The sequence below is a fragment of the Sphingopyxis sp. MC1 genome (assembly GCF_000371385.1).
GTDB classification, from domain to species: Bacteria; Pseudomonadota; Alphaproteobacteria; order Sphingomonadales; family Sphingomonadaceae; genus Sphingopyxis; species Sphingopyxis terrae.
Genome location: NZ_AOUN01000002.1, coordinates 1 through 26,996 on the forward strand (window position 1 = coordinate 1; position 26,996 = coordinate 26,996).

Annotated in this window: 21 protein-coding genes and 1 pseudogene; 14 read left to right on the forward strand and 8 right to left on the reverse strand. The window is 63.8% G+C overall.

Going from position 1 to position 26,996, the window contains the following annotated elements; all coding sequences use genetic code 11:
• Window positions 1–91: 91 nt before the first annotated feature.
• Both EBMC1_RS00600 and EBMC1_RS00605 read right to left on the reverse strand, forming a co-directional pair.
• A pseudogene (locus EBMC1_RS00600) lies at window positions 92–412 on the reverse strand (ATP-binding protein); the annotation flags it as partial.
• Entirely contained in the window at window positions 406–795 is a 390-nt protein-coding gene (locus EBMC1_RS00605) for a ParB N-terminal domain-containing protein (protein WP_081611109.1), read from the reverse strand. The gene EBMC1_RS00605 and the pseudogene EBMC1_RS00600, both read right to left, overlap by 7 nt.
• Before the next feature lie 466 nt (window positions 796–1,261).
• On the opposite strand from EBMC1_RS00605, the gene EBMC1_RS00610 reads away from it, so the two are divergent.
• The 5 genes from EBMC1_RS00610 to EBMC1_RS00630 all read left to right on the forward strand — a co-directional run bounded on the left by EBMC1_RS00610 (window position 1,262) and on the right by EBMC1_RS00630 (window position 9,769).
• Window positions 1,262–3,343, forward strand: coding sequence for a S9 family peptidase (locus EBMC1_RS00610; RefSeq protein WP_003039030.1), 2,082 nt, complete (start codon window positions 1,262–1,264; stop codon window positions 3,341–3,343).
• 163 nt (window positions 3,344–3,506) lie between these two features.
• Window positions 3,507–6,314, forward strand: coding sequence for a valine--tRNA ligase (locus tag EBMC1_RS00615; RefSeq protein WP_003039033.1), 2,808 nt, complete (start codon window positions 3,507–3,509; stop codon window positions 6,312–6,314).
• 92 nt (window positions 6,315–6,406) lie between these two features.
• On the forward strand, window positions 6,407–7,768 hold the full coding sequence (locus EBMC1_RS00620; RefSeq protein ID WP_003039036.1) for an MATE family efflux transporter: 1,362 nt from the start codon (window positions 6,407–6,409) through the stop codon (window positions 7,766–7,768).
• 98 nt (window positions 7,769–7,866) lie between these two features.
• The gene (locus EBMC1_RS00625) at window positions 7,867–9,033 is read left to right on the forward strand and encodes a sensor histidine kinase (RefSeq protein ID WP_231292841.1); all 1,167 of its coding nucleotides are present in this window, start codon (window positions 7,867–7,869) and stop codon (window positions 9,031–9,033) included.
• A 1-nt stretch (window position 9,034) separates the two neighbouring features.
• The gene (locus tag EBMC1_RS00630) at window positions 9,035–9,769 is read left to right on the forward strand and encodes a LytR/AlgR family response regulator transcription factor (protein ID WP_003039043.1); all 735 of its coding nucleotides are present in this window, start codon (window positions 9,035–9,037) and stop codon (window positions 9,767–9,769) included.
• Between the two features lie 16 nt (window positions 9,770–9,785).
• Here the strand turns inward: EBMC1_RS00630 and EBMC1_RS00635 are convergent, their stop codons facing one another.
• From EBMC1_RS00635 to EBMC1_RS00645, 3 genes are all read right to left on the reverse strand, one after another.
• A complete protein-coding gene (locus tag EBMC1_RS00635; protein ID WP_196795379.1) occupies window positions 9,786–10,127 on the reverse strand; it encodes a UrcA family protein in 342 nt (113 codons plus the stop codon).
• Window positions 10,128–10,426: 299 nt separating this feature from the next.
• The gene (locus tag EBMC1_RS00640) at window positions 10,427–10,810 is read right to left on the reverse strand and encodes a hypothetical protein (protein ID WP_003039050.1); all 384 of its coding nucleotides are present in this window, start codon (window positions 10,808–10,810) and stop codon (window positions 10,427–10,429) included.
• A 106-nt stretch (window positions 10,811–10,916) separates the two neighbouring features.
• Window positions 10,917–12,992, reverse strand: coding sequence for a M13 family metallopeptidase (locus tag EBMC1_RS00645; RefSeq protein WP_003039054.1), 2,076 nt, complete (start codon window positions 12,990–12,992; stop codon window positions 10,917–10,919).
• A gap of 234 nt (window positions 12,993–13,226) precedes the next feature.
• Here EBMC1_RS00645 and uvrA point away from each other — a divergent pair, with 234 nt between their 5' ends.
• A complete protein-coding gene (uvrA, locus tag EBMC1_RS00650; protein ID WP_003039057.1) occupies window positions 13,227–16,118 on the forward strand; it encodes an excinuclease ABC subunit UvrA in 2,892 nt (963 codons plus the stop codon).
• 144 nt (window positions 16,119–16,262) lie between these two features.
• On the opposite strand, the gene EBMC1_RS00655 is transcribed toward uvrA, so the two are convergent.
• Together EBMC1_RS00655 and EBMC1_RS00660 are read right to left on the reverse strand one after the other, a co-directional pair.
• Entirely contained in the window at window positions 16,263–16,814 is a 552-nt protein-coding gene (locus EBMC1_RS00655; RefSeq protein WP_003039062.1) for a hypothetical protein, read from the reverse strand.
• 155 nt (window positions 16,815–16,969) lie between these two features.
• Entirely contained in the window at window positions 16,970–17,302 is a 333-nt protein-coding gene (locus tag EBMC1_RS00660) for a putative quinol monooxygenase (RefSeq protein ID WP_003039066.1), read from the reverse strand.
• A 100-nt stretch (window positions 17,303–17,402) separates the two neighbouring features.
• Here EBMC1_RS00660 and EBMC1_RS00665 point away from each other — a divergent pair, with 100 nt between their 5' ends.
• The 8 genes from EBMC1_RS00665 (at window position 17,403) to phoB (ending at window position 25,244) form a co-directional block, all read left to right on the forward strand.
• Window positions 17,403–18,242, forward strand: coding sequence for a hypothetical protein (locus tag EBMC1_RS00665; protein ID WP_156000833.1), 840 nt, complete (start codon window positions 17,403–17,405; stop codon window positions 18,240–18,242).
• The gene (locus EBMC1_RS18245) at window positions 18,239–18,769 is read left to right on the forward strand and encodes a hypothetical protein (protein WP_156000835.1); all 531 of its coding nucleotides are present in this window, start codon (window positions 18,239–18,241) and stop codon (window positions 18,767–18,769) included. The genes EBMC1_RS00665 and EBMC1_RS18245 overlap by 4 nt, the downstream gene beginning before the upstream one ends.
• A gap of 116 nt (window positions 18,770–18,885) precedes the next feature.
• Window positions 18,886–19,947: a substrate-binding domain-containing protein gene (locus EBMC1_RS00670; protein WP_003039071.1), complete on the forward strand. Its 1,062-nt coding sequence runs from the start codon at window positions 18,886–18,888 to the stop codon at window positions 19,945–19,947.
• A gap of 258 nt (window positions 19,948–20,205) precedes the next feature.
• On the forward strand, window positions 20,206–21,582 hold the full coding sequence (gene pstC, locus EBMC1_RS00675) for a phosphate ABC transporter permease subunit PstC (RefSeq protein WP_003039075.1): 1,377 nt from the start codon (window positions 20,206–20,208) through the stop codon (window positions 21,580–21,582).
• Between the two features lie 49 nt (window positions 21,583–21,631).
• A complete protein-coding gene (gene pstA, locus EBMC1_RS00680) occupies window positions 21,632–22,846 on the forward strand; it encodes a phosphate ABC transporter permease PstA (protein ID WP_003039078.1) in 1,215 nt (404 codons plus the stop codon).
• A gap of 17 nt (window positions 22,847–22,863) precedes the next feature.
• A complete protein-coding gene (pstB, locus tag EBMC1_RS00685) occupies window positions 22,864–23,646 on the forward strand; it encodes a phosphate ABC transporter ATP-binding protein PstB (RefSeq protein ID WP_003039081.1) in 783 nt (260 codons plus the stop codon).
• A 186-nt stretch (window positions 23,647–23,832) separates the two neighbouring features.
• Window positions 23,833–24,546, forward strand: coding sequence for a phosphate signaling complex protein PhoU (gene phoU, locus EBMC1_RS00690; RefSeq protein ID WP_003039083.1), 714 nt, complete (start codon window positions 23,833–23,835; stop codon window positions 24,544–24,546).
• Window positions 24,546–25,244, forward strand: a complete 699-nt coding sequence (gene phoB, locus EBMC1_RS00695) for a phosphate regulon transcriptional regulator PhoB (protein WP_003039086.1) — start codon at window positions 24,546–24,548, stop codon at window positions 25,242–25,244. Before phoU ends, phoB begins: the two co-directional genes overlap by 1 nt.
• Before the next feature lie 317 nt (window positions 25,245–25,561).
• On the opposite strand, the gene EBMC1_RS00700 is transcribed toward phoB, so the two are convergent.
• Window positions 25,562–26,947: an OprO/OprP family phosphate-selective porin gene (locus EBMC1_RS00700; protein WP_003039088.1), complete on the reverse strand. Its 1,386-nt coding sequence runs from the start codon at window positions 26,945–26,947 to the stop codon at window positions 25,562–25,564.
• Window positions 26,948–26,996 lie beyond the last annotated feature (49 nt).

The window sequence follows — 26,996 nt, forward strand, 5'->3', positions numbered from 1 at the left end:
GCCTTGCGCTGCGTGCGGCGGAGGGCGGGCGTAGCCCGACCGGAGGCGCGCGCAGCGCAAGATAGATTTTTGAAGGGGCCGAAGGTGGCGGTCAGCTGCGGTTTTTGAAGCGCCAGCTGTCGTTGCCCGTCTCGATGATATCGCAGTGGTGGGTGACGCGGTCGAGCAGCGCCGTAGTCATCTTGGGATCACCGAAGACGGTAGGCCACTCGCCGAAGGCGAGGTTGGTGGTGATGATGACGCTGGTGCGCTCATAAAGCTTGCTGATGAGGTGGAACAACAACTGCCCTCCGGAGCGGGCGAACGGCAGATAACCGAGCTCGTCGAGCACGATCAGGTCGAGCCGCGACAGCTGCGCCGCCAGGGTCCCGCCCTTGCCGATCCGGGTCTCCTCTTCGAGGCGTGTCACCACCGAAGGGTCCTGATCTGGATCTCATCGAGATGCTGACACTGGATCGCCGGCACTTCGCGAATTCCGAGTTGCGTCGCCGCCGCGATGCGGGCCTGGCCATCGACAACCAGATTACCTGATATGAGGATCGGTACGCAGAAACCGTGGCTGGTGATCGAACGCGCGATTGCTTCAACATGTTTCTGGTCGAGCTTACGGACTTCATGTCCCGTGGACCGGAGTTCGGCGATCGCCGCCGTCTCGAACAGCAGTGTCGGAAGCGGATCGTTCCGCCCGCTACGCTCGGCCACCAATCGCCGCGACGCGAGCGCGTTGCGACGTCGTCCCGTCTTGTCGAGCTTGGCTCCCTTTAAACTACCTTCCTTCAAACGCTTTACAACCATTTCAACCTCCAAAGCAAAACCCCCGCCGGCGCTGGCGCGCGGCGGGGGTCTCGCGGAAGGAAACCGACCGGCCCGCGCGTCTGCGCAAACACTGGTCGACCGATCCTTCCTTGGCTGGTCGAAACGCCTTCTCTCGAAGGCTTGACCTTAATGGATACCTTCTCCGCTCGGTTTGCAAGAGCGCTTTGAAATTTTTCTGGCACTTCCCGTCTATGCCGTAGCTCATGCCGTTAAATCATCCGGGATTCCCGACAAATTCCCGTTATCGAGAAACAGGATTTTATCGGCGTGCCGCGGGAAATCCGGCGCGCATCGCGGAGCGCTCCAGCCTGATGGCACGCGAAATGCCGGAATTTCCCGTTATTTTCCCGTTAAGTTGGGAATCCGACCGGAGACCGGTTCGCACTGGACTACGTCCACCGCCATCAGGACTTGAACCCGCCCGCCGCAGCGTTAAACCCGCGGCATGCGTAACATTCTCGTCCCCAGCGCGCTCGCGCTCGCCGCCGCCCTTTCCACGCCCGTTCTCGCCCGGCCGATGACCGAGGTCGATCTTGCGACGCTCAACCGCGTCGCCGCGCCCACGGCTTCGCCCGACGGGCGATGGGTCGTGTTCCAGATGACCGAGACCGCGCCCGAAACCTACAAGCGCTCGACCGGCCTCTGGCTCGTCGATCGCAAGGCCAAGGACGCCAAGCCCGCTCGAATCGCCGATGCCCCCGGCAAGAACGAAGCATCGCCGGCCTTTGCGCCCGACGGCAGTCTGTATTTCATCTCGAACGCCTCGGGCAGCGATCAGGTCTGGCGGATCGATCCGAAGGCCGGCACGCCCGCGACGCAGGTTACCGATACCAAGGCCGATGTCGCGGGCTTCAAGATTTCGCCCGATGGCGCGCGGCTGCTCGCGTGGGGCGATATCCCCATGGAGTGCGCCGATTTCGGCTGCGACGCGAAGGACGTAAAGGACAAGGGCGCGCTTGTCGGCCCCGGCAGCGGGCGGCTCTACAAGGACGGCACCGGCTTCGTCCGTCACTGGGACACATGGGAGACTCCCGGCACCCACAGCCGCCCCTTTGTTTTCAATCTGGCCGACGGCAAGGCGAGCGCGGCGCGGCCGGTCGCGGCCGGACTGGTCGGCGACACGCCGTCGAAACCCTTTGGCGGCGGCGAGGAGCTTGCCTGGGGCGCCGACAGCCGCACCGTCTATTTCACACTGCGCAAGGCGGACCGCGACGAGCCGACCTCGACCAACCTCGACATCTATAGCTGGCTTGTCGACAGCCGGATGATGCCGGTCAATCTGACCGAGGCGAACCAGGCGACCGACACCCTGCCCACCCCGTCGCCCGACGGCAAATGGCTGGCTTATGTCGCGATGGCGCGGCCGGGGTATGAATCCGACCGGCAGGTGCTGATGCTGCGCAACCTTGCGACCGGCGACACGCGCAAACTCACCGACGCCTGGGACCGCTCGGTCGCGTCGATCGCTTGGGCCGCCGACAGCAAGGCACTGTTCGTCACCGCGCAGGACACGCTCGAACATCCCCTGTTCCGCGTCGACGCGGCGACCGGCAAGGTCGAACGGCTGAAGGCGTCGAACGAAGCCTTCGACGGCAATATCGGCGACGTCAGCGTGCTCGCTGGCGGCGCGCTGCTCTACGCGCGCAACACCGCGCTTGCCCCCACCGACGTCTATGTCCGCGATGCCAAGGGCAAGGTGACGCAGCTTACCGCGGTCAATGCCGATCGCATGGCCGAATTCGATCCGGTGCGGCTCGATCGCATGCAGTTCGCCGGCGCCAATGGCGACAAGGTGTGGGGGATGATCCTGAAGCCCGCGAATGCGACCGCCGCGAAGCTGCCGGTCGCCTTCATCGTTCATGGCGGTCCGCAGGGCACCTTCGGCAACAGCTGGTCGACGCGATGGAACCCCCGCCTGTTCGCGCAACAGGGCTATGGCGTCGTCACCGTCGATTTCCACGGATCAACGGGTTACGGGCAGGCCTTCACCGACAGCATCAACAAGGATTGGGGCGGCAAGCCGCTCGAAGATCTGAAGCTCGGCCTCGCGGCGGCGGGCAAGCAGGATGCGCAGCTCGACATCGCCAACGCCTGCGCGCTCGGCGCGTCCTATGGCGGCTATATGATGAACTGGATCGCCGGCCAGTGGACCGACGGTTTCAAATGCCTCGTCCAGCACGACGGCGTCTTCGACGCGCGTGCGATGGCCTATGAAACCGAGGAATTGTGGTTCGACGAATGGGAGCATGGCGGCCCCTATTTCAAGGTTCCCGAGGAATTCGAAAAATGGAACCCGGTGAACCATGTCGACAAATGGAAGACGCCGATGCTGGTGATCACCAGCGAGAAGGATTTCCGCATCCCCTACACGCAGGGCCTCGCCGCCTTCACCGCGCTTCAGCGCCGCGGCGTTCCGTCGCAGCTGCTCGTCTTTCCGGACGAAAACCATTGGGTGCTGAAGGGCGCGAACAGCGTCCAGTGGCATCAGACCGTATTTAATTGGTTGGACAGCTATCTGAAGAAATAGGCAAGACCGCGTGCTCCCGCGGAGGCGGGAGCCCATCACCGGCCGGTGCAAGTTGGAACCGGCAGAAGATGGGTCCCCGCCTTCGCGGGGGCACGCGATGGCTTGCAGTAAGTGCGTGTCCCCCCTTGCCGCTGCGCGTCCCGGCTGGCAAAGGCGCCCGGCTATGCCGATGGAAAAAACCTTCGATCCCGCCGCTATCGAGGCGAAATGGTCCCACGAATGGGAAAGCCGCGGGCTCTATCGCCCCGCGCGTCCCGACGCGACACCCTTCACGATCGTCAACCCGCCGCCGAACGTCACCGGCGCGCTGCACATCGGCCATGCGCTCGACAACACGCTGCAGGACGTTCTCGTCCGCTATGAGCGGCTGCGCGGCAAGGATGCGCTGTGGGTCGTCGGCATGGACCATGCCGGCATCGCGACGCAGATGGTGGTCGAACGCCAGATGGAAGCGCGGCAGGACAAGCGCACCAATTACAGCCGCGAGGACTTCGTCGAGAAGGTCTGGCAGTGGAAAGCGGAAAGCGGCGGCCAGATCACCGGCCAGCTCCGCCGCCTCGGCTGCTCGATGGACTGGTCGCGCGAACAGTTCACGATGGACCCGCACTTCACCCGCGCCGTGGTCAAGGTGTTCGTCGATCTCCACAAAAAGGGTCTGATCTACCGCGACAAGCGGCTGGTGAACTGGGACCCCAAGCTCAAGACCGCGATCAGCGACCTCGAGGTCGAAACGGTCGAGGTGAAGGGCGGCTTCTGGCACTTCAAATACCCGCTCGCCGACGGTGTGACGCTCGATGACGGGCGTAACTATATCGAGGTTGCGACGACGCGGCCCGAAACAATGCTCGCCGACATGGCGGTCGCGGCGCATCCCGATGACGCGCGCTACAAGAGCGTGATCGGCAAGGACATCCTCCAGCCGATCACCGGCCGCCGCTTCAAGATCGTCGCCGACGAACATGCCGATCCCGAACTGGGCAGCGGCGCGGTGAAGATCACGCCGGGGCATGATTTCAACGACTTCGAGGTCGGCAAGCGCGCGGGCTTCAAACCCGCCGAGATGCTCAACATGTTCGATGGCGATGCGAACGTCATCCAGACTGCCGACGGGCTGATCCCCGACGAATATCTTGGCCTCCACCGCTTCAAGCGCGATGGTGTCGATGGCGCCCGCGAACTGGTTGTGGCGCGCATGAAGGAAGCCGGCTTCCTGATCCCGCACGTCGACAAGGACGGGAACGAACATGACGCCGAACCGCGCACGATCCAGACGCCGTTCGGCGACCGCGGCGGCGTGGTGATCGAACCCTGGCTGACCGACCAATGGTATGTCGATGCCGAAACGCTCGCGCAGCCACCGATGCAGGCGGTGCGCGATGGCCGCATCAACATCGTCCCCAAGACGTGGGAAAAGACCTTCTTCAACTGGATGGAGAATATCCAGCCCTGGTGCGTCTCGCGCCAGCTGTGGTGGGGACACCGGATTCCGGCTTGGTACGGGCCGGTCGAAATGGAGAATGGCGAGTACGCCTATGCCGGCCGTGATAAAGTGGTTTCAGAACCCTTTGTTGGCTGTACGGACGAAGAGGTCATCGACATCGCGGCTGCTCATTATGGATGTGAGCGTGACAAAATCCGTCTCGTCAATGATCAGCAGGATATTGCCGATCAGATGTGGGACAAGCGTTGGATCTGGTTGCACCGCGACCCCGACGTCCTCGACACCTGGTTCTCCTCGGCGCTCTGGCCGTTCGCCACGCTCGGCTGGCCCGAGAATACCGACCTCCTCAAGCGCCACTACCCCAACGACGTCCTCATCTCGGGCTTCGACATCCTCTTCTTCTGGGATGCGCGCATGGCGATGCAGGGGATGGAGTTCATGGGCGATGTGCCGTGGAAGACGCTCTATCTCCACGGCCTCGTCCGCGCGCCCGACGGCGCGAAGATGTCGAAGTCGAAGGGCAATGTCGTCGATCCGCTCGGACTGATCGACCAATATGGCGCCGACGCGCTGCGCTTCTTCATGGCGGCGATGGAAAGCCAAGGCCGCGACATCAAGATGGATGACGCGCGCCTCGCGGGCTATCGCAATTTCGCGACCAAGCTGTGGAACGCCGCGCGCTTCTGCGAAGCCAATGGCATTTCGGCCTCGACCAGCTTCGAAGCGCCCGCCGCAACGCTGCCCGTCAACCGCTGGATCATCGGCGAAGTCGCCGCGACGGTCGCGGCGATGGAGTCCGCCTTCGCCTCCTATCGCTTCGACGAAGCCGCGAACGCGATCTACAGCTTTGCGTGGGACCGTTTCTGCGACTGGTATCTGGAACTGATCAAGGGCGCGATCGACGACGAGACGAAAGCCGTCGCCGGCTGGGTGCTCGACCAGATTCTCGTCATGCTCCACCCCTTCATGCCCTTCATCACCGAAGAGCTGTGGACGGGTCTCGGCGACCGCGCCGACTATCCGCTGATCACGGCCAAATGGCCTGCTCCGGCGGCCGAGAAGGACGCCGGCGCCAGCGCCGACATCGACTGGCTGATCAAGCTCGTCAGTGAGCTGCGGACCGCCAAGGCCGAGCTCGGCCTGCCGCCGGGCGCGCGCCTGAGCGCGCATTTCCCGGCATCGCTCAAGGGCCGTACCGACAAGCTCGCAGCGCAACTCGACCGCCTCGCGCGGCTCGAGGCGATCAGCTTCGACCCCGCGCCTTCGGGCGCCTCGGCACAGCTCGTCGTCGAGGGCGAGACGATCACCGTCCCGCTCGAAGGCGTGATCGACATCGCTGCCGAGCGCGAGCGGCTGACCAAGGCGCTTGCCGCCGCGGCCAAGGAACGCGACAGCCTCGCGGGCCGGCTGAACAATCCCTCGTTCGTCGAACGCGCCAAGCCCGAAGCGGTCGACAAGGCGCGCGCCGACCATGCCGCCAAGGAGGCCGAGGCCGACCGCCTGACCGCCGCGCTGGCCCGGCTGGGGTGAGCGAAGACGCGTCCGTTACGCCGGTAGCCGCCGCTGCCGACCCTGCCGCCGCGCCGGTTCCGCCGCGCCAGACCGCGCGTGGCGCCGGACGCATGAACCTGACCGAAGGGCCGATCGCGAAGACGCTGATCCTCTTCGCCTTGCCGACGCTCGCATCAAACGTGCTGCAGACGCTGTCGGGGTCGATCAATTCGGTGTGGGTCGGCCAGTTCCTCGGCGGCAGCGCGCTCGCCGCGACCGCCAATGCGAACATCATCATGTTCCTGATGTTCGCGACCTTCTTCGGCTTCGGCATGGCCGCGACGGTGCTGATCGGCCAGGCGATCGGGCGCGGCGATACCGACGCGGCGCGCCGCGCCACCGGTGCCGTCGTCGGCCTCGCGCTGATCTTCTCGCTCGTCATCGCCATCGTCGGCTGGTTCGCCTCGACCACCATCCTGCATTGGCTCAAGACCCCGCCCGAAGCCTTTGACCTTGCACATGATTATCTGCGCGTGACCTTCATCGCGATCCCGGCAAGCATGCTGGCGGTGACGCTGATGATGGCGTCGCGCGGCGCCGGCGACGCGGTGACGCCGCTGCGCTTCATGCTGTTGTCGGTCGTCCTCGACATCGCGCTCAACCCGCTGCTGATCCTCGGCATCGGCCCCTTCCCGCGCCTCGGCATCGCGGGCAGCGCACTCGCGACGGCGATTGCCGGGACGATCAGCCTGATCGCGATGCTCGGCTGGTTCTATGCCCGCGACCATGTGCTGCGGCTGCGCGGACCCGAACTCAAATATCTCCTCCCCAATATGGAGGAACTGCGCTTCATCATCGGCAAGGGGCTGCCGATGGGCGCACAGATGCTTGTCATTTCGGGCGCCGGGCTGGTGATGGTCGGGCTGGTCAATCGCGAAGGACTCGTCACCGCCGCTGCCTATGGCGCGACGCTGCAATTGTGGAACTATGTCCAGATGCCCGCGCTCGCGGTCGGCGCGGCGGTCAGCGCCATGGTCGCGCAGAATATCGGCGCCGCAAAGTGGAACCGCGTCACCACGATCACCAACAGCGGCATCGCGATCAACCTGATGATGACCGGGGTGCTGATCGCGCTGCTGCTCCTTTTCGACCGCGCGGCGCTCGCCCTCTTCCTTGGCAGCGACACCGCGGCGATCGATGCCGCGCGCCATATCCAGTTGCTCGCGACCTGGACCTTCCTGCCCTTCGGCACGACGATCGTGCTGATCGGAACGCTCCGCGCCAACGGATCGGTCGTGCCACCGCTCGTCATCCTGTTCCTGTCGATGTTCCCGATCCGCCTCGGCATCTATTATCTGGGTTACCCGGCGCTCGGCGGCGATGCGATCTGGTGGAGCTTTCCGCTGTCGTCGTTCGCGTCACTGACCATGGCGTGGATTGTCTATCGCCGCGGCAACTGGCGCCGCACGTTGCCGCAACCCCGGGTCGCCTGACCGGCCGCGTTTCGACCAAAAGGCGCGCGGCTTCGACTGACGCAGCGCACACACCTAGTTTTTCGCGCCATATTCGCGCAAAAGCGACGGCAATGAACATGACCATCCGTAAAGAGACGCTGCGCGACCAGCGCGCGCGCATGCTGGCCGCATCGCCGGGCTGGCGCGCGTCGGACGCCCGCGTCAATCCCCGCGTCGCGATCGGTTCGATCATCGCGATGTGGCTGATCTATTTCCTGATCACGACCGGCCTTGCATTGCTTGCGGGGGCCGCCGAGCAATGGGGTGCGATCGGCCGCCGCGCGATCGTCGTCGTCGCCGGTATCCTCTGCACCTTCACCCTCTATCAGCTGATCCAGCGGGTCCAGCCCAAAAGCTTTGGCGCGCGGCTCGCCGTCGCGATGGGGGCCGCGGTGCCGCTTGTCGTCATCTACGCGAGCATCAATCTGCTCGTCTTCTTCTACTGGTTTCCGTCCGACGACACGCACAAGATCATCGAAGAGGTGCAGTCCAAATTCCCCATTGCCTGGGAAACGGTGCTGATCCTCGACAGCTCGATCCGCTGGTATTTCTTCTTTGCGGTATGGGCCGCGCTCTATGTCGCCTTCGGCTATGCCAACGAGATGCGCGCGGTTGAACGCCGCGCGAACAGCTACCGGATCGAGGCGCAGGCGGCACAGCTGCGCGCGCTCCACTATCAGGTGAACCCGCACTTCCTGTTCAACACGCTCAATTCGCTGTCGACGCTCGTCATGCGCGGATCGCAGGCGGAGGCCGAGACGATGATCATGAATCTGTCGTCCTTCCTGCGATCGAGCCTCGCGATCGATCCCGAACAGCTCGTCAGCCTCGACGAGGAAATGGCGCTCCAGCGCCTCTATCTCCAGATCGAGCAGGCGCGCTTTCCCGACCGCCTGCAGGTCGAGGTGACGATGCCGAAAGCGCTGGAGAATGCGCGCGTTCCCGTGCTGATCCTGCAACCGATCATCGAAAATGCGATCAAATATGGCGTTGCTCCCAGCAAGGGAAGGATTGCGATCCGCCTGTCGGCGAGCAGCGAATATGGGCTGCTCGTGATCCGGATCGAAAATGACATCGACCCCGCCGCACCGACCCCCGAATCGGGCACCGGCCTCGGGCTCGGCAACGTCCGCGAACGGCTGATCACACGCTACGGCCCGGTGGCAGGCTGCGAATGGGGACGGTCGGACAGCGGCGGCTTCGCGGTATCGCTGTGGCTGCCGATCGCGGGCGAAGGACACTGACATGCTGCAGACGCTGCGCACCCTGATCGTCGATGACGAGCCGCTGGCGATCGAACGGCTTCAGATTCTGGCGGGGCAGCAGGACGGGGTTTCGCTCGTCGGTACCGCCAGCGACGGCGCATCGGCGCTGCGCATGGTCGAGGCGCTCGCGCCCGATCTGTTGCTTTGCGATATCGCCATGCCCGACCTCGACGGGCTGGAGGTGGCGACCGCGCTCGAAAAGCTCGATTGTCCGCCAGCCATCGTCTTCGTCACGGCGTTCGATCGCTATGCTGTCGCAGCCTTCGACGTCGCCGCGGTCGACTATCTGCTCAAGCCCGTGTCGCCCGATCGTCTTGCCAAGGCACTGGCGCGCGTGCGCGAATGGCGCAGCGCTGGGCGAACTGCCCCGCCGAAGAGCCGGTGGATCAACGAATTCTGGGTTCAGAACCGCGGTGAGATGCTGCGCATCGATGCGGCGCAAGTCGATCTGATCGAGGCCGAGCGCGACTATATGCGCCTCTATGTCGGCAGCCGAAGCTGGCTGATCCACCAGACGATCAAATCATTGGAAGAGCGGATGAACCCCGATCAGTTCATGCGCATTCACCGGTCCAAGATGGTCCGGCGCGACGGCATCGTCGGCCTCAAGCATCATGGCGACGGGGCGTGGAGCGTGGACCTGGGCGAAGGCGGACAGCACCGGATCGGTCGCACTTACCTGCACGACGTAAAGGCGATCATGCACGGCGCATGACCGCCTCTACCTCCGGTCAGCGAACAGCGAGTTCCGCCGGGCGTTCGAGCGCCAATTTCACATCGCCGCCGCCGAAGAGGACTGCCAACTGCGGTTCGGCGCTGCGCCGCGCGTGGGCGACACAGTCCCGCTCCAGCGCCCGCTGAGCCAGATTTGGCCGGGGATCGGTGCGGCACATGCCGCGAATGGCCGTGCGCACGCGCGCTTCGAGCCGCGCCTGCCCCTTTTCGCTAGCCAGATTGAGATCGCCATATGGAACGATCACCGTCGGCGTCGCATCGGGATCGGCGAAGCCCGCCTCGGCGGCATTCGCGACGGGGGCAACGGCGCCTGCCGACAATGCGGCGGCGCCTGTCATGAGCAAATATTTGGCAATACGGTCTGACATGGGGGAGTCCTCTCATCCGTTATGGGATGCGGGACACGCTGCGCCGTAACCGGGGAAGTCTGGTCGCCTCGTATCCCGCACCCAAGGAATGCGCCATTATTCCGCACCAGACATGCGGACTTCGATCAGCCCGACCAGCTCGTCGATCGACAGATGAAACGCCTCCAAAGGGCGACCAACGGACGAACGGAAGCGCGCCAAAGAAAAGGGGCCCCGACTTGTCGTCGGAGCCCCCTTAATCTCACGGGATCGCGTGCCGATTGGCAGCACTATTCCTTGGGCTGCGGCTTGGCACAGCGGCTGGTGTCGCCCGCCTTGCAGGCCGCGACATCGGCTTCCCACTTTTGGCGTTCTTCGGCGGCCATCGCCGCGACGCGAGCCTTTTCCGCTTCATAAGCGGCGGTTTCATCGGCATATTTCGCCTGCGCCGCGGCCGTCTGCTCGGCAATCGCAGCCTTTTGCTGCTCATATTGCGAAACGCTCTGCTGGTAGCGCGCGGTTTCGGCATCGGCCTTCGCAAGCTGTTCGGCATTGAGCTTGGCAGTATCCGCACGTTCCTGAACGGTCGTGCCATCTGGCAGCTTCTGAGCCATCGCCGGCGCCGAACTCATCAGCGCCGCGACGACCGCGGCGGCAAAAATCGATCTGGTCATCGAGAAATCTCCTAAATCCGAGCACCCTGCCCGTCCAACGCTTTGCCGCAAGATGCGTTCCGCAGCCAGCGGCATTGCGTGGGATGGGTAACGGGGCGCCGCCGGTTTACCAGATGCGCGTGCGATCCTCGGGCTTCAGATAATATTTGGTCCCCGGCGCGACGTTGAACGCCTTGTACCAGGCATCGACGTTGCGCAGCGGACCGATGATGCGCCAGCGCGCGGGGCTGTGGGGGTCGCTCGCTACCTGCTGCTTGGTCGCATCCTCGCGCGCCTTGTCACGCCACGCCTGCGCAAAGGCGAGGAAGAAGCGCTGATCGCCGGTCAGCCCGTCGATCACTGGCGCTTCCTTGCCGTTCAGCGACCGGTGATAGGCGTCATAGGCGACCTCGAGCCCCGCAAGGTCGGCGAGATTCTCGCCCATCGTCAGATCGGGGTTGATGAACGCACCCGGCGCCGCCTCATAGGTCGCATATTGCGCGCCGAAGCCCTTGGCCTGCGAATCGAAGCGCGCGGCATCTTCCTTGGTCCACCAGTCGCGCACGGCGCCGCTCGCATCGATCTTGCGCCCCTGATCGTCGAAACCATGAGTGATTTCATGGCCGATCACGGCGCCGATCGCGCCATAGTTGACCGCATCGTCGACCGTCTCGCTGAAATAGGGCGCCTGCAGAATACCGGCCGGGAAAACGATCTTGTTTTCAAGCCCGCCGTTGTAGGCGTTCACTTCCTGCGCGTTCATCGACCATTTCTTGCGGTCGACCGGCTTGTCCAGGTCGGCGAGCTGATAGGCATATTCGAACGCCGCGCTGCGCTTCACATTGCCGTAGAGGTCGGCGGGATCGATCTTGAGCCCCGAATAGTCGCGCCACTTGTCGGGGTAGCCGACCATCACGTCCATCTTGTCCAGCTTGGCGAGCGCGGCTTCCTTGGTGGCGGGCGCCATCCAGCTGTTGCCGCGGATGCGGTCGCCCATCGCCAGCTTCAGATTGGCGACGAGCGTTTCCATCTTCGCCTTGGCACTCGGCGGGAAATATTGCTTCGCATATTCCTCGCCGACCAGCTCGCCCAGGCTGCCATCGACAAGGCGCAGCCCGCGCTTCCAGCGCGGCCGCATCTCGGTCACGCCGCTCAGCGCCTTCGAGAATTCGAAGCGGCTGTCGACCCAGTCGTCGGACAGATAATTGGCCGCATTGTCGGCGACATGGAATTCCTGCCACAGCTTCAGCGTGTCGAGCGGCGTCTTGCCATAGAGCGCTGCGATGTCGCGGATCGCGGTATTTTCGTTGACGATGATGCGCTTCTGCGCCGGAATTTCGGCGCCCGCGAACCAGGCGCTCCAGTCGAGCCCGGGCGCATAGGCGGCCAGCGCCTCCGACGACATCGGGTTGTTGATCTTGCCCAGATCGCGGCGCTCGGCGATCGCCCAGCTCACCTTGGCGATCTCGGTCTCGAACGCCAGCACCGCATCGGCCGCCTTTTCGGGATCGGGGTTGCCGATCATTTTCATCGTCCGCGCGATATAGGCGCGATAGGCCTCACGCTGCGGCTTGAAGCTGTCGTTCAGATAATAATCGCGGTCGGGAAGCCCGATCCCGCCCTGCCCGAGCCACAGCACGTTGACCGTCGGCGTGTCGGGATCGGCATAGGGACCGCCGCCCACGATCGAGGCGCCGAAGCTTCCCTGCGACGCGCCCATGAAGCGCGCCATCTCGCTCTTGTCCTTGATCGCCGCGACGGCTGCGATATCCGCCATCAGCGGCTTGGTGCCGAGTTGCGCGACGTGCTTCTCGTCCATGAAGCTTTGATAAAGCCCGCCGACCTGACTGGTCGCGGGCGCGCCGGTGACAAGCTGGCGAAGCTGGCGCTGCGTCAGATTATAGACATCGTAGTCGACGCCCGCCGACGCCTGGTCGGCGGGAATTTCGGTGCGCGCGAACCAGCCGCCATTGGCATATTTGTCGAAATCGTCGCCCGGCTTTACTGACGTGTCGCGCGCGCCCAGATCGACGCCCCAGCTTCCGAAGGTCAGCGGCTTGAGCGACCCGTCTTCCGCGCCGGCCGCAGCATTGGTCGCAGCGACCAAGGAAGCGTCAGCGCCAGCATTGCGGGCCAGAACAGGTGCTGCGATCAGCGCGGCGGCGATAGCGACGGCAGCGGTGCCGCCCAAAAACATCTTCATTCCCCAGTCTCCTACCCCCGCGCACGGTTCAAGGGCCGATCCGCCGCAGGCCATGGCGACTTGTCCGCCCGCGCCAATCGCAGGTCAAGCAAGATGCAGGCCGCTGGTCGAACGCACTCGTTCGTTGGTGGAATCGACGCCCCGTTGCGCGCAAAGCAGCCGCTTCCTATCTAGGCGTTCGAGCGAGCGGCGCCCTCTTGCGCGGCCGGAACAAATCTGGAACATACCCACCCCATGAGTCTCACCCATATTTCGGTGCGCGGCGCGCGCGAGCATAATCTGAAGGGCGTCGACGTCGATCTGCCGCGCGATGCGCTGATCGTCATCACCGGCCTGTCGGGCAGCGGCAAGTCGAGCCTCGCCTTCGACACCATCTATGCCGAGGGTCAGCGGCGCTATGTCGAGAGCCTGTCGGCCTATGCACGCCAGTTCCTGGAAATGATGCAGAAGCCCGACGTCGAACATATCGACGGGCTGTCGCCGGCGATCAGCATCGAACAGAAGACGACGAGCCGTAACCCGCGCTCGACGGTGGCCACCGTCACCGAAATCTACGACTATATGCGCCTGCTCTGGGCGCGTGTCGGCATTCCCTATTCACCGGCGACCGGCGAGCCGATTTCGGCGCAAACGGTCAGCCAGATGGTCGACCGGGTGATGGACCTGCCCGAAGGAACGCGCGCCTATCTGCTCGCGCCTGTCGTGCGCGGGCGCAAGGGCGAATATAAGAAGGAACTCGCGCAGTGGCAGAAGGACGGCTTCACCCGCGTCCGCGTCGACGGCGAATTTTACGAGATCGAGGACGCTCCGGCGCTCGACAAGAAATACAAGCATGACATCGAGGTTGTCGTCGATCGCATCGTCGTGCGCGAGGGGATCGCGACGCGGCTTGCGGACAGTTTCGAGACGGCGCTGAAACTTGCCGAAGGGCTCGCCTATGTCGACCTTGCCGATGGCGAGGTTCCGGGGCGCGACGGCGACGTCGGCGGCGCCATGAAAGGCGCCGGCATCCCTGCCAACCGCATCATCTTTTCCGAAAAATTTTCCTGCCCCGTTTCGGGCTTCACGATCGCCGAGATCGAACCGCGGCTGTTCAGCTTCAACGCGCCGCAGGGCGCTTGTCCCGCATGCGACGGCCTCGGCGAGCGGCTGGAATTCGACCCCGAACTCGTCGTTCCAAACCATGCGCTCAGCCTGAAAAAGGGCGCCGTCGTGCCATGGGCGAAATCGAACCCGCCCTCGCCCTATTATATGCAGGTGCTCGAAAGCCTGGGCAAAGCCTATGGTTTCGGCCTCGACACGCCGTGGCAGGATCTGCCCGGCGAGGTACAGCTCATCATCCTTTACGGCAGCGGCGGCAAGCCCGTCGAGCTGACCTTCAAGGACGGCCGGCGCACCTATACGACGCACAAGGCGTTCGAGGGGGTGATCGGCAACCTCAACCGCCGGATGCTCCAGACCGAAAGCGCGTGGATGCGCGAGGAACTGGGCAAATATCAGACCGCACAGCCATGCGAGACGTGCCACGGCGCGCGCCTGCGCCCCGAACCGCTCGCGGTAAAGATCGCGGGCGAGGACATCAGCATGTCGGCGCAGCGCTCGGTCGCCGACGCGCTCGCCTGGTTCAGCACGCTCGACGAAAAGCTCAATGATCAGCAGCGTCAGATCGCGAAAGCGATCCTGAAAGAGATCAACGAGCGGCTCGGCTTCCTCAACAATGTCGGGCTCGATTATCTCAACCTCAACCGCACCAGCGGCACGCTGAGCGGCGGCGAAAGCCAGCGCATCCGTCTTGCATCACAAATCGGCAGCGGCCTCTCCGGCGTGCTCTATGTGCTCGACGAACCGAGCATCGGCCTGCACCAGCGCGACAACGACCGCCTGCTCGCGACGCTGAAGCGTCTCCGCGACCTCGGCAACACGGTGATCGTCGTCGAACATGACGAGGACGCGATCCGCCACGCCGATTATGTCGTCGACATGGGCCCCGGCGCGGGCGTCCATGGCGGCGAGATCGTCGCCGAAGGCACGCTGAAACAGGTGCTGGCGAACAAGAAGAGCCTGACCGCGGCCTACCTCACCGGCGCGAAGAAGATCGAGGTGCCGACGCACCGCCGCCCCGGCAACGGCTTCGACCTGGTGCTGAAGGGCGCGCGCGCCAACAATCTCCAGAATGTCACCGCGACGATCCCGCTCGGCACCTTCACCTGCGTCACCGGCCTGTCGGGATCGGGCAAGTCGAGCCTCGTCATCGACACGCTCTACGCCAGCGCGGCGCGCACGCTCAACGGCGCGCGGCTCGTCGCCGGGCCGCACGACAGCCTGACCGGCCTTGAGCATTGCGACAAGGTGATCGACATCGACCAGTCGCCGATCGGCCGCACCCCGCGCTCGAACCCCGCGACGTACACCGGCGCCTTCACGACGATCCGCGACTGGTTCGCGGGGCTGCCCGAGGCGCAGGCGCGCGGCTACAAGCCCGGCCGCTTCAGCTTCAACGTCAAGGGCGGGCGCTGCGAGACGTGCACCGGCGACGGCCTCATCAAGATCGAGATGCACTTCCTGCCCGACGTCTATGTGACGTGCGAGACGTGCCACGGCAAACGCTACAACCGCGAAACGCTGGAAGTGAAGTTCAAGGGGATGAGCATCGCCGACGTGCTCGACATGACGGTCGAGGATGCGGCGGAGTTCTTCAAGGCGGTGCCCGCGATCCGCGACAAGATGGAGATGCTCGTCCGCGTCGGCCTCGGCTATATCAAGGTCGGGCAGCAGGCGACGACGCTGTCGGGCGGCGAGGCGCAGCGCGTGAAGCTGGCGAAGGAGCTATCGCGCCGCTCGACCGGACAGACGCTCTATATCCTCGACGAACCGACCACCGGGCTGCATTTCGAGGATGTGCGCAAGTTGCTCGAAGTGCTGCAGGCGCTGGTCGATCAGGGCAACAGCGTGGTGGTGATCGAACATAATCTCGACGTCATCAAGACCGCCGACTGGATCGTCGACCTCGGCCCCGAAGGCGGGGTCAAGGGCGGCGAGATCGTCGCGGCCGGCACCCCCGAACAGGTGGTAAAGGAACCGCGCAGCTTCACCGGCCAATATCTGGCGCCGTTGCTGGCGAAATGACCAGTCCCCCTCCCGCCTGCGGGAGGGGTTAGGGGTGGGTGCGAGCGAAGCAAGCCTTGCCCTTGCCTATGCCCACCCCGCTGCGACTAGCGAGCAAGCTCGCAAGTCTCGCTGCCCCTCCCGCAAGCGGAAGAGGGAGAGAAATCAATGCCACACCGCCGACAGCGGATAGAGCGCGAGGAGCCAGATCAGGCAGGCGACGACGATGCGGCGGTCCTTTGCCGCGATCGCGAGCGCCGCGACGGGGAAGAAGGACCATGCAAGGATGAAGGCACGCACGGTGCCCGCCCTGGGGAGTCCGACAAAGGCCCAGGTGACGGCGACCAGCGCGATATTGGCCAGCAAGACACCGCCGATCACCAGCCGCCGCTGTTTGTCGAAATGGGCGTTAAGGTCGTCCCACGCCTCGGGATCGTCGGGAAAGACCAGGCTGGCCGCGACGAAATAGACCGCGGTGACGACGAAGCCGCCGAACAGGATCGGCCAGTTCAGCGGCAACAGCTCGCGCAGGCTCCATCCGTACATCCAGAAGGTCACCACATCGCACGACACGAACAGGCCGAGCAGCGCGGTCGGCCAGCCGATGCGGACGCGGTGGCTAGCCTTGAGCGCGCGCGCCAGCCCGCCCAGCCCCTCTGCCAGCGCGAGGCCCAGGATCAGGCCGAAAAAGGAAAAGCTGAATTCGAACCCCGTCATATGCCCCCGGCCTGATCTCTCCCCGCCCGCTTGCGGGAGGGGCTGCGAGACTTGCGAACCCGTTCGCTAGTCGCAGCGGGGTGGGCAATCAACATCGGATGCGCGCACCGGCGCGCGGCCCACCCCCAACCCCTCCCGCAAGCGGGAGGGGAGATTTACCCCATCAGCTTCGCCGTCATATCCTCGGCGGCATAGATGCGGATCGCGGGCGGCTGCGGCGAGAGGGCGCGCATGTCGGCGACGAAGGCGCGCGCGGCGGGCAGCGCAAAATGGGCGCGCACCGCATCGACGCTCTCCCACTCCTCGACGAACGTCAGACATTCATAAGCCGAGCCATCCCGAGCCTGTCGAGGCACCGCATCGATATGGCAATGATGCGCCAGACACCCCGGCTCGCCCCGCGACCGCGCGCTATGTTCGGCACCGAGCGCGATCATGCGCTCGCGATGCTCAGGGGTGAGAATGACGTGGCCGGTGATGAGGATCATAATTCCCTCCGATATGATACAAATCGCAGATATGTTGAAGATATGATGACTTGATCCAAATCTGCTTATGTAGATAGAACTTCCGCTAAGGGGGAAGGATATGAATTGGCTGCATATCGTTCGGATTCGTTGCGAACCACTTGCTCAAGCAGGACTCTTTACCAAGGCCAGACATCCGGTTTCTGTAATATCGGATGCTATCCTAGCGCGACCCTCTGCCAACGTTGGCCGCGGCTCGGAATGGCACGTTGGCCTCGCCGAACAGATTGAAGATGATGGCATTTCGTTTCAGATGGGCCGAGTCCAGGCAAGTAAGTCTCCGCAATTCGACGAAAAGGACCATAGCTTTTTTGAGGCGGACACGGAACGGGCGCCATTTACTTGGGGCGTTTTCGACCAGAAAAATCAGAGCTGTGGCATACTTAAGCGCACAGGTGTTTCGTTGAGCGCACGCGAGGTTTCGAGTAAATTAGAAATCTTATTAAACTCAACAAATATTCCTGAAGAAGCCGGATTCAGAATCGTGGTCGATCCGATCGTGGATCCAGAAGGCTTTATTGAACAGCTTCAAAGCGCACATACGATCGTAAAGTTCAGCTTCACAGCCGAATTCGAGAACCCGTTCGATGTCGAAACTCTGATCCAGCGCCCAGCCGAGAAGTTTAATGAAGCGGTTGGCGGATCGCGTACCAAAGTTGAGGTGGAAGGCGACAGTCTAGACAAAGAAATCCTAGAAGACCTGTCACGCGCCGTCGCAGCTACGGGTGATGATGCGGCCGCAAGCGTTCGCACCAGCGAGCGCTCGCCAAGCAAGCGCATCTACTTGAAAGGGACACCATTGCAGGAGCCTGTCGAGACGGAAAGTGCTCTTAATCCTCTTCACGTGATGCTGAAAGCCACTCGAGACGCATACAACCGCCTACGAAACTTGGCCTCGTGATTATCAACTTTTGGAAATGGCTAGCGATCAAAGGTCTGAACGGAAAGAGAGGGATCACGCCGCTTTTTGATCGATGGATATTGCTTCATTGCGCAATCGCCGCAGCATTAGTGGCTTTTCTCAATATCGATCCGTTCAAATTTGCAGGGAAGGCCCTCTTTCCTGCTGCGTCGATCTTGGTCGGCATGGCAGTCGCGTGGACATCGCGAGCTTCAACGATCCTGCACGACGCAAAATTTCGAGAAGCCATCATTTCTGATGACAATCCGCCCGAGAGCTATTTCTACAGCTACCAGCTATCGCTGCTAATAATGATATCAACAGTAGTATATATATCGATTATGGCAGCCGGAGGTTTTTCATTTTATGTTATCGACAGGAATATTTCATCATTATCCTCTGGATTTTTTCTCTACTTTTTATTGAGCGTGTCGATCAGAGAATGTTGGTCGATCGTGAATTTCTCAAGCCTTCTTTCCATCCTCAACGACAAAGCCACTCGCGAACAGCAGCGCCCTCCTCCATGACACTTCCATGACACTCCCTGTCACAAACGCGTCACACAAAACCCCCAAATGGCGCTCAGCGAGTCGCCGCGGGGGTGGCGGCTTGGTTCGGTAACGACCCCCGACAGGATCATTTCATGGTGAAGAAATTTGCCCGCACCACCGGCCTGCTCGCCTGCGCCGCGACCGCCGCGCTGGCGCTTTCGGCGTGTCAGGATCAGGCGTCCTCGGGCGGCGCCGCGCGCGATTATATCAGCGCCGTCGGCTCCTCGACCGTCTATCCCTTTGCCACCGCGGTCGGCGAAAAATTCGCCGAAGCCACGGGCAACAAGACGCCGAAGATCGATTCGACCGGCACCGGCGGCGGCTTCGAACGATTTTGCCAGGGCGTCGGCGGCGACACCCCCGACATCTCGAACGCCTCGCGCCGGATGAAGAAGAAGGAATTCGACACCTGCGTCAAGAATGGCGTCAAGGACATCGTCGAAATCCAGGTCGGCATCGACGGCATCGCGCTGGGCGAAGCGCAGCGCGGCCCCGGCTTCAAGCTGACCGAGGAAGATGTCTATAAGGCGCTCGCGGCGAACCCTTATGGCAAGCCGAACACCGCCAAGACGTGGAAAGACGTCAACCCGGCGCTGCCCGCGGTCGGCATTTCGGTCTTCGGCCCGCCGTCGACCAGCGGCACTTACGATGCGTTCAAGGAACTCATCATGGGCAAGGGCTGCGACGCCGACCCCGCGATGAAGGCGCTGAAGGACAGCGACAAGGACAAGCATGAAGCGGTGTGCACCGGCCTGCGCGGCGCGCCCTTCTATGTCGAACAGGGCGAGAATGATAATCTGATCATCTCGAAGCTCGACAAGAATCCCGACAGCCTGGGCATCTTCGGCTTTTCGTACCTCGATGCGAACAAGGACAAGATCAAGGCGGTGCCGGTGCAGGGCGTCAGCCCGACCTATGACACGATCGCAGGCGGCAGCTACCCCGGCGCGCGCCCGCTGTTCATCTATATCAAGAAGGCGCATGTCGGCGTGATCCCCGGCCTGGCCGAATATGTCGCCGAATTCCTGAAGGGTGCGGCGAAGGACGGCTATCTGGCCGCCAAGGGCCTGGTGATCTCGCCCCCCGACGTGTCGGCGAAGGCCGCCGCCGCGGCGAAGGACATGACGCCGCTCGACGGTTCGGAGCTTAAGTAATCTCCCCCGCCGGCGGCCGGGACGCGGGGGGCCACATCCCCCTGCCCCCGGCCGCCGCTTTTTGGGTCGCTCCCATCCCGTTCGTGTCGAGCGAAGTCGAGACACCCGTCGGGTCAGCGCATGGTCGAGGGGCATCTCGACTTCGCTCGATGCGAACGGACCAGAATGCGGGCGGATCGGAAATTATGACGCCGAGTCATCAAATTGCCACGCGCGGCCGCTTTGGGTTGCGGCGGGCCAGACGATAACGGGGACGATGTGACTTTCAACGCCGCCGCCTTATTGCTCCTGATCGGGGGGCTTGCGCTGATCGGCTGGCTGGCCGGCCGGGCGCGCTCGGCGCTGCTCGCGGGCCGCACGGGCACCCGGCTGCATTCGCGGCCGCAATATCATGGCTGGTATGTCGCGCTGTGGCTGTTCGCGCCCGCCGCGATCTTCCTCGCCGTCTGGTCGAGCATGTCGCCGGCGCTGATCACCAACGCGGTGCTCGCCAGCCCCGAGGCGCAGAGCCTGCCCGCCTTCGGCTTCGAACGCGGCGCGATGCTGTCCGACGCGCGCGCCGTCGCGCAGGGCAAGCAGGCGGCGGTGCGCATCGCCGAGGCGGCACCGCTCGTCAAACCCTATGCCGACGCGACGCACCGTTTCGCGTGGATCGGCATCGCGGCGATGCTCGCGCTGGCGCTCGCCGGCGGGCTTTATGCCTTTACGCGGATCAAGCCCGATTTCCGGGCGCGGACGCGGGTCGAGCGGATCGTGATGGCGCTGCTGCTCATCGCCTCGCTCGTCGCGATCCTGACGACCTTCGGCATCGTGCTGTCGCTGCTGTTTGAATCGATCCGCTTCTTCCGCCTCGTCCCCGCGACCGAGCTTTTGTTCGGCACTTATTGGAACCCGCAGAGCGGCGCGCCGCAGCCCGGCACCTTTGGTGGCATCCCGCTGTTCTGGGGCACGGTGTTGATCGGCGCGATCATTGCGATGATCGTCGCGATCCCGATCGGCATGATGACCGCGGTCTACCTCACTCAATATGCGGCGCCGACGGTGCGCAAATGGGTGAAGCCCTGCCTCGAGATCCTCGCCGGCGTGCCGACGGTCGTTTACGGCTATTTCGCGGCGCTGACCGTCGCGCCGGCGCTGCGCAATTTCGCGGTGATGCTCGGCGTACCGAATGCGAGCACCGAAAGCGCGCTCGCCGCGGGTATCGTGATGGGGGTGATGATCATCCCCTTCGTTTCTTCGATGGCCGACGACAGCATCAACGCGGTGCCGCAGGCGATGCGCGACGGCAGCCTCGCGCTGGGCGCGACGCCGAACGAGACGATCCGCCAGGTGCTGATCCCCGCCGCGCTGCCGGGCGTGATGGGCGGCATCTTGCTCGCGGTAAGCCGCGCGATCGGCGAGACGATGATCGTGGTGATGGCCGCGGGCCTCTCCGCCAACCTCACCGCCAACCCCTTCGCCAGCGTCACCACGGTGACGGCGCAGATCGTCAAGCTGCTGACCGGCGACCAGGAATTCGACAGCGCCAAGACGCTCGCCGCCTTCGCGCTCGGCCTCGTGCTGTTCATTGTTACGCTGCTGCTCAACATCGTCGCCCTGCGCATCGTCAAAAAGTATCGCGAAGCCTATGAATAGAGACGCTTCTTCCCGTTCCACGGCCCCGACCGACTGGAAAGGCGCGGCGATGCAAAAGCGCATCGCGGGCCGCTACGCCGCCGAACGCCGGTTCAAGGCGATGGGGCTGGGCGCGGTGCTGCTGTCGGGCTTTTTCCTCGCCTTCCTGCTGTTCGTGATGGTCGGCAACGGCGCGCGCGGCTTTACCTACACCCATGTCGCAGTGCCGATCGACTTCAAGGCGATGCCGCTGACAGTCGACAAGGCGCGATTGTCGGACGCCGACGCCGATCAGGTGATCGCCAACGCCGGGCTCGCCGACATCGTCGCCTTTGCCGCCGACGAGGCGCTGGGCAAGGACGGATCGCAGCTGATCAGCGAAAATGCGTGGAAGGAAGTCCGCACCCGGATCAAGGCCGATCCCGAACTGCTCGACGGCAAGTCGCTGTTCGAACTCCCCGCATCGAGCGCGGTCGACATCGCGGCCAAGGAAGGCGCGAAGGGCGCGCTGGGCGAACGGGTCGATGCGCTCGAAAAGGAAGGCAAGCTGTCGACGGGCTTTCACACGCCCTTCTTCAAAAATGCCGACGCGACCGATCCTGCCGTCGCGGGGATCTGGGGGGCGCTCAAGGGATCATTGATGACGATCTTCATCGCCTTTCTGATCGCCTTCCCCACCGGCGTGCTCGCGGCGCTCTATCTGGAAGAATATGCGCCGAAGAATCGCTGGACCGACCTGATCGAAGTGTCGATCAACAATCTGGCCGCGGTGCCCTCGATCATCTTCGGCCTGCTCGCGCTCGCGGTGTTCATCAACTGGTTCGGCCTCTGCCAAGCCAGCCCGCTCGTCGGCGGGCTGACGCTGGCGCTGATGACAATGCCGGTGATCGTCATCGCCAGCCGCAACGCGATCAAGTCGGTGCCGCCGTCGATCCGCGACGCCGCACTGGGCGTCGGGGCCAGTCCCGTGCAGGTGGTGTTCCACCATGTCCTGCCGCTCGCCCTGCCCGGCATCCTGACCGGCACGATCATCGGCATGGCGCGCGCGCTGGGCGAGACGGCGCCGCTGCTGCTCGTCGGGATGCGCGCCTTCATCGGCGACGTTCCGGGCGGCCTCTGCTCGCCCTCGACGGTGCTGCCGATGCAGATTTTCCTCTGGTCGGACGAGGTCGACCGCGGCTTCGTCGAAAAGACGTCGGCGGCGATCATCGTGCTGCTGTTCGTGCTGCTGTCGATGAACGCGCTTGCCATCTATCTCCGTAACAAGTTCGAAAAACGCTGGTAAAAATGAGCTCCCTGACCATGACCAACGACGACCTGATCATCGCCGATCCCAAGATGCGCGCCGAGGGCGTCAACGTCTTCTATGGCGACAAGCAGGCGATCAAGGACGTGTCGATCGACGTCGGCACCGACCTCGTCACCGCCTTCATCGGCCCCTCGGGCTGCGGCAAATCGACCTTTCTGCGGTCGCTCAACCGCATGAACGACACCGTCGCCAGCGCGCGCGTCACCGGCCGGATCGAGCTCGACGGCGAGGACATCTACGCGCCGTCGATGGACGTTGTGCAGTTGCGCGCGCGCGTCGGCATGGTGTTCCAGAAGCCGAACCCCTTTCCCAAGTCGATCTATGACAATGTCGCCTATGGCTCGCGCATCCACGGGCTTGCCGCGAACAAGGCCGACCTCGACGTCATCGTCGAGCGCGCGCTGACCCGTGCCGGCCTGTGGGACGAGGTCAAGGATCGGCTCAATGAAAGCGGCACCGCGCTGTCGGGCGGCCAGCAGCAGCGCCTGTGCATCGCGCGCGCGATCGCGGTCGACCCCGAAGTCATCCTGATGGACGAGCCCTGCTCGGCGCTCGACCCGATCGCGACCGCCAAGATCGAGGAGCTGATCCACGAATTGCGCGGCAAATATGCTATCGTGATCGTCACGCACAATATGCAGCAGGCGGCCCGCGTGTCGCAGCGCACCGCCTTTTTCCACCTCGGGACGCTGGTCGAATACGGTAAGACGACCGACATCTTCACCAACCCGAAGCAGGAACGCACCAAGGATTATATCACCGGCCGCTATGGATAAGGCGCGCGCCCCTCTCTTTCGTCATGCTGAACTTGTTTCAGCATCCATGGCCTGCGCTCTCCTGAGACGCTGCGTCGATCGGGAGGACCCACCATGGATCCTGAAACGAGTTCAGGATGACGAGGCAAAAAGTCGGGCGCTGATTTCCAGAGCGGCCGCCTAGGTAGGAAAAGAACGATGGCAGTTGTGAACGATCATACGGTCAAGGCGTTCGACGAGGACATCAATCGCCTCCGCGGCCTGATCAGCGAAATGGGCGGGCGCGCCGAACAGGCGCTCCTCCAGGCGATGACCGCGCTCAGCAAGGGCGACCTCGCCCTCGCGGCGCAAGTGGTGGAGGGCGACAAGAAGATCGACGCGCTCGAAGCCGAAGTCGAACAGCTCACGGTGCAGACGATCGCGCTCCGCGCCCCGATGGCCGACGATCTGCGCGAGATGATCGCGGCGCTCAAGATCGTCTCCGTCGTCGAACGGATCGGCGACTATGCGAAGAATATCGCCAAGCGCGTTGCGCTGATGGATCAGACGCGATCGATCGAATCGATCCCGGTGCTGATGTCGATGTCGGCCATCGTCGCCGAGCTGATCCACGACGCGCTCGACAGCTTCGCGGCGCGCGACGCCGACCTCGCGGTGCGGGTCACGGTGCGCGACAAGAATGTCGACGATTTCTACAACAGCATCTTCCGCACGCTCGTCACCTTCATGATGGAAAATCCGAAATATATTACCGAGAGCGCGCATCTGCTGTTCGTCGCCAAGAATCTGGAACGCATGGGCGACCATGCGACCAACATCGCCGAGATGGTCTATTATGTCGTCACCGGTGAGCGAATGGAGGAGCGCGAACGCGGCGAAACGCCCGAAGACAGCGCGACGGCGGAGAAGGAGCAAGGCTGATGCCGCAGCCCGACCTGCTGCTGATCGAGGATGACGAGGCGATCGCCGAACTCATCGTCTGGCATTTCGCCCGCGAAGGTTTTTCGGTCCGCCAGACCCCCGATGGCGAGCAGGCGCTCGTCCTCGTCGAGGAACGCGTGCCCGACATCGTCCTGCTCGACTGGATGATCGAAAGCCTGCCGGGGATCGAGGTGTGCCGCCGCCTGCGCCGCAACCCGAAATCGGCGAATGTGCCGATCATCATGCTGACCGCGCGCGGCGAGGAAGAAGATCGCATCCGCGGCCTCGAAACCGGCGCCGATGATTATGTCACCAAACCGTTCAGCCCGCGCGAACTGGTAGCGCGCGTCTCCGCAGTGCTGCGCCGCTTGCGCCCGGCGCTGGCCGGCGAGATCCTGGCCTATGCCGACATCGAACTCGATTCGGTCGCGCACAAGGTGGTCCGCGGCGGTCAGGTGGTCAGCATGGGTCCGACCGAATTTCGCCTGCTGCGCCACTTCATGGAGCATCCCGGCCGCGTCTTTTCGCGCGGACAATTGCTCGACAGCGTATGGGGCCAGGACAGCGACATCGAACTGCGCACCGTCGACGTCCATATCCGGCGCCTGCGCAAGGCGATCAACCTGCCGGGCACCGCCGACATCATCCGGACCGTGCGATCCGCGGGCTATGCGCTCGACGCGGGGAAGAGCGTCTGACCCTGCAGAATGTTCGGTTGCGGGGCGGCTCTGCGAATGTCGGCTAGCGACCGATTGCGGACTTATTCTCCTTCGTCATCCCGGACTTGATCCCGGATCCATTCGTCCGACGCTGCGTGAATGGATCCCGGATCAAGTCCGGGATGACGAAGGTATGAAAGTCTCGCGTTGATATTGTGTGCCCCGGCGAAGGCCGGGGTCCAGGGCTTCACAGCACCAACACCGACTTTTTAACTCTCTGGACCCCGGCCTTCGCCGGGGTACACAATGCGGTTAACCGTAACGTCCGCTTCCCTCCCCAAAGCAGACTCCCCCAATCAGAAGTCGATCTGCGTCCGCAGGCCGAAGGCGTCGGCCGAATAGTTGCGGTCGCCGCTCGTGCTGCCGATCGCGGCGTCGTCATACATCAGATGGCCGTAATTGGCGGTCAGGCGCAGATAGGGGATCGGTGCCCACACGACCGCGACGCCCAGCGTGCGCTGGCGCCCGCCGGCGATGCCGGCATCGCTGAGGTCGAGATGGTCGTACCGGGCGTTGATCTCGATCGCGCCGGGGCCGCCCGCGGTGATCGGGCGCGACGGTGCGAGCCGGTCGAAACTGCCGTCCTTGTACCCGCGGCGATCGCCGCGCGTCAGCACATAGCCGACTTCGGCATAGCCACCAAAGAAGGTCGGGTCGGCAAGGCCCGGACGGCGCGCGGTCTGCCAGAAGCCTTCGCTGGCGACGTGGAAGGGGCCGGCGATCAGCGCGCCCTCAAGCCCCAATCCGCGCTCGCTCGTCGCGGTGAAAGTGCCGGTGTCGACAAGGCGGCTGTTGGTCGTGTGGACAAAGGGTCGCGCGGCGTAGCGCACCGCGCTCGGTCCGTCGTTCGCCTTGCGCCAGTGCGCCGATGCCCCGAGGTGAAGCTGGGTATCGCCGAAGCGGGGCATCCACACCACCCGGCCGTCGACGCTCACGCTATTATCCGAATCGCTCAGCAGGTCGTTGGCATTGTCGCCGAACACCCCGCCCTGCACGAGCAGCGCCTTGCCCTTATACTGGCCCGACAGGCCGACGCGCCGCTCGAATCCGAACGCTTGGGTAAAGGCGGCGCGCTCGGCAAAGCTGGTGAAGAGGTCGCTCGTCATTTCCTCGAGCGACCAGAAAGGTTTGATCTGCCCGGCGGTGATCGAGAGCGGGCCGGTGCCATAGGTCAGATAGACGTCGGTCAGTTCGACCGAGCTGTTCGCGACATCGGCCTCGACGCGGTAGCTGATTCCGCCCGGAATCTTGCCGTCGACGCCCAGATAGACGCGGCGGAATTCGGTCGCGAGGCCGCCATGCGTGTCGGTAACGCCCGGCGGCGCGTCGATGCTGGCAAGATCGAGCTGGATGCGGCCGCGCGGCTTGAAGCTCCAGCCATCGGCGGTCTTGATCTCGGGCGCGCCCTTCCACGCGATGTCCGCGCCGGGTTTCGCTGGGGCTGCCGCGGCCGTTACCGGGGCGAGCGCTGGCGTCGCTGCGGTCACCGTGCCCGATGGAACGGCGCCCGGCGCGGTCGCGGCATCGAGGCGGTCTTCGAGCGTCTCGACCTTGGCCTTGAGGGCAGCCAGTTCGGCGCGCAGCGCGGCGGCTTCCTCCGCACTCATCGCCTGCGCATGCGCGGTCGTGGGGATGCAGAACATCGTCGTCGCCAACAGGGCGGCGGTCAGGGTCGGACGCATGCAGAAGGCTCCATTGCGAAAAGGTGACGATCCGGTGGCGCTGTTATGA

Coding starts and splice junctions, on each gene's coding strand:
- EBMC1_RS00605 (WP_081611109.1), bottom strand. CDS start 795: ATGGTTGTAAAGCGTTTGAAGGAAGGTAGTTTAAAGGGAGCCAAGCTC.
- EBMC1_RS00610 (WP_003039030.1), top strand. CDS start 1,262: ATGCGTAACATTCTCGTCCCCAGCGCGCTCGCGCTCGCCGCCGCCCTT.
- EBMC1_RS00615 (WP_003039033.1), top strand. CDS start 3,507: ATGCCGATGGAAAAAACCTTCGATCCCGCCGCTATCGAGGCGAAATGG.
- EBMC1_RS00620 (WP_003039036.1), top strand. CDS start 6,407: ATGAACCTGACCGAAGGGCCGATCGCGAAGACGCTGATCCTCTTCGCC.
- EBMC1_RS00625 (WP_231292841.1), top strand. CDS start 7,867: ATGACCATCCGTAAAGAGACGCTGCGCGACCAGCGCGCGCGCATGCTG.
- EBMC1_RS00630 (WP_003039043.1), top strand. CDS start 9,035: ATGCTGCAGACGCTGCGCACCCTGATCGTCGATGACGAGCCGCTGGCG.
- EBMC1_RS00635 (WP_196795379.1), bottom strand. CDS start 10,127: ATGACAGGCGCCGCCGCATTGTCGGCAGGCGCCGTTGCCCCCGTCGCG.
- EBMC1_RS00640 (WP_003039050.1), bottom strand. CDS start 10,810: ATGACCAGATCGATTTTTGCCGCCGCGGTCGTCGCGGCGCTGATGAGT.
- EBMC1_RS00645 (WP_003039054.1), bottom strand. CDS start 12,992: ATGAAGATGTTTTTGGGCGGCACCGCTGCCGTCGCTATCGCCGCCGCG.
- uvrA (WP_003039057.1), top strand. CDS start 13,227: ATGAGTCTCACCCATATTTCGGTGCGCGGCGCGCGCGAGCATAATCTG.
- EBMC1_RS00655 (WP_003039062.1), bottom strand. CDS start 16,814: ATGACGGGGTTCGAATTCAGCTTTTCCTTTTTCGGCCTGATCCTGGGC.
- EBMC1_RS00660 (WP_003039066.1), bottom strand. CDS start 17,302: ATGATCCTCATCACCGGCCACGTCATTCTCACCCCTGAGCATCGCGAG.
- EBMC1_RS00665 (WP_156000833.1), top strand. CDS start 17,403: ATGAATTGGCTGCATATCGTTCGGATTCGTTGCGAACCACTTGCTCAA.
- EBMC1_RS00670 (WP_003039071.1), top strand. CDS start 18,886: ATGGTGAAGAAATTTGCCCGCACCACCGGCCTGCTCGCCTGCGCCGCG.
- pstA (WP_003039078.1), top strand. CDS start 21,632: ATGCAAAAGCGCATCGCGGGCCGCTACGCCGCCGAACGCCGGTTCAAG.
- pstB (WP_003039081.1), top strand. CDS start 22,864: ATGACCAACGACGACCTGATCATCGCCGATCCCAAGATGCGCGCCGAG.
- phoB (WP_003039086.1), top strand. CDS start 24,546: ATGCCGCAGCCCGACCTGCTGCTGATCGAGGATGACGAGGCGATCGCC.
- EBMC1_RS00700 (WP_003039088.1), bottom strand. CDS start 26,947: ATGCGTCCGACCCTGACCGCCGCCCTGTTGGCGACGACGATGTTCTGC.